Annotated in this window: 1 pseudogene; it reads left to right on the top strand. The window is 61.5% G+C overall.

What is annotated here, in order from left to right:
- Positions 1 to 316 precede the first annotated feature (316 nt).
- Positions 317 to 683, top strand: a pseudogene (locus tag NKJ23_RS34515) (endonuclease domain-containing protein).
- The last annotated feature ends 28 nt before the right edge of the window (positions 684 to 711 follow it).

Genomic DNA, 711 nt, shown 5'->3' with positions numbered 1-711 from the left:
AGCCGTCGAAAACTGCTTTCCCGGCCATCAAAAAAGCCCCATTAACTCACCAACCAGGATTTCGCTTCCCCGTGCAAAGCCCTCCCTGTGGGAGAAGGTGGCTCGGCGCGGAGCGCCGAGACGGTTGAGGGGTGTTGGACGGAGTGCGTCGGTGCCAAGCTGGAGCACCCCTCATCCGACCTCGCTTCGCGAGGCCACCTTCTCCCACAAGGGGAGAAGGAAAGGCGCCGCGCCATCCCCTTTGGTTGGTCTCGAACGTCGGCCCTTATCTGAGGATTCCTTGGAGGTCGTCCCCAGGATTGGATAACGTCGCCCCATGCCGCATCAGCCCGTCGCGCCGACCAAACGTCGCTTCGCCCGCTCGATGCGACGCGAGCCGACGGAAGCGGAAGACCGCCTGTGGCATGAACTGCGCGGACGTAGGCTCGATCGCATCAAATTTCGGCGCCAAGTTCCGGTCGTTCATCGCCGATTTCATTTGCGCCGAGGCCAGACTGATCATCGAGATCGACGGCAGCCAGCATGCGGATTCGAACTATGACCGGGAGCGGGACGCCGAACTTAAGGCGAGGGGCTTTCGTGTACTGCGTTTCTGGAATGACGACGTGCCGCGGGATCTGAACGCAGTCTGCGACACCATCATCGCTTACGTCCGCGATGACAGTTTGCAGCCTTGGCGGTAATCGCGCGCTCTTCCCTTCTCCCCCTGTG

Origin of the sequence: Mesorhizobium sp. M0184, assembly GCF_040322215.1 — a bacterium.
Classification (GTDB): Bacteria; Pseudomonadota; Alphaproteobacteria; order Rhizobiales; family Rhizobiaceae; genus Mesorhizobium.
The sequence above is the reverse complement of the archived record's forward strand: the minus strand, read 5'-3'. Positions and strand labels throughout refer to the sequence as shown.